This is a genomic window from Pseudoroseomonas cervicalis ATCC 49957, assembly GCF_000164635.1.
In the GTDB taxonomy this organism is placed as follows: Bacteria; Pseudomonadota; Alphaproteobacteria; order Acetobacterales; family Acetobacteraceae; genus Pseudoroseomonas; species Pseudoroseomonas cervicalis.
The window spans coordinates 1-625 of sequence record NZ_GG771208.1 but is presented as its reverse complement, the minus strand read 5'-3'; the positions used below and the strand labels follow the sequence as shown (position 1 = coordinate 625).

Genomic DNA, 625 nt, shown 5'->3' with positions numbered 1-625 from the left:
GGCCGGGCTGGCGCTGCGCAGCGCGCAGGACCAGGCGGCGCCGCTGCTGCGCGCCAACACCCTGCTGGCCGGGCTGAGCCTGACACATCGCAGCGAGGCGGCGCTGTGCCAGGCGGTACGCGACAGCCAGGCGGAGGAGGCCGGGTTGCTGCACTGGCTGGCACTGGCCGACTCGACCGGCCGCCTGCTCTGCGCCAGCCAGCCGGTGCTGGAGACGCTGGACCTGCCGCTCCCGCTGCGCGACGCCGCCTCGCCCGGCCTGCAGCGTGGCGATTCCGGGCCGCTCGGCGGCCTGCTGTTGCGCCAGGCGCTGCCGGGCCTGCCGGGGCGCAGCCTGGTCGCGGCGCTCGACCGCAGCGGCTTCCGGCAGGCCATCCTGTCGCCGGTCGCGGCGGAGCAGATCCTGCTGCTGGACCCCGCCGGCGAGACCCTGCTGCGCCTGCCGGAAGAGCCCGCCGACCCTGCCCTGCGCCTGCCCGCCCCGGTGCTGGAGCGGATGCGCCGCGAGGGCTGGGGCAGCCTGCGCCACGAAGCGCCGGGGCAGCCGGCGCTGCTGCTCGGCTTCGCCCGCCTGCCCGGCAGCGAGGCGCTGGTGGTGGCGCTGCGCGGCGAGGCCGGTCTCGCC

Annotated in this window: 1 protein-coding gene; it reads left to right on the top strand. The window is 78.4% G+C overall.

Features of this window, described 5'->3' with window-relative positions:
- A partial coding sequence (locus HMPREF0731_RS22605; RefSeq protein ID WP_007006603.1) for a hypothetical protein occupies positions 1-625 on the top strand: 625 nt, incomplete at both ends.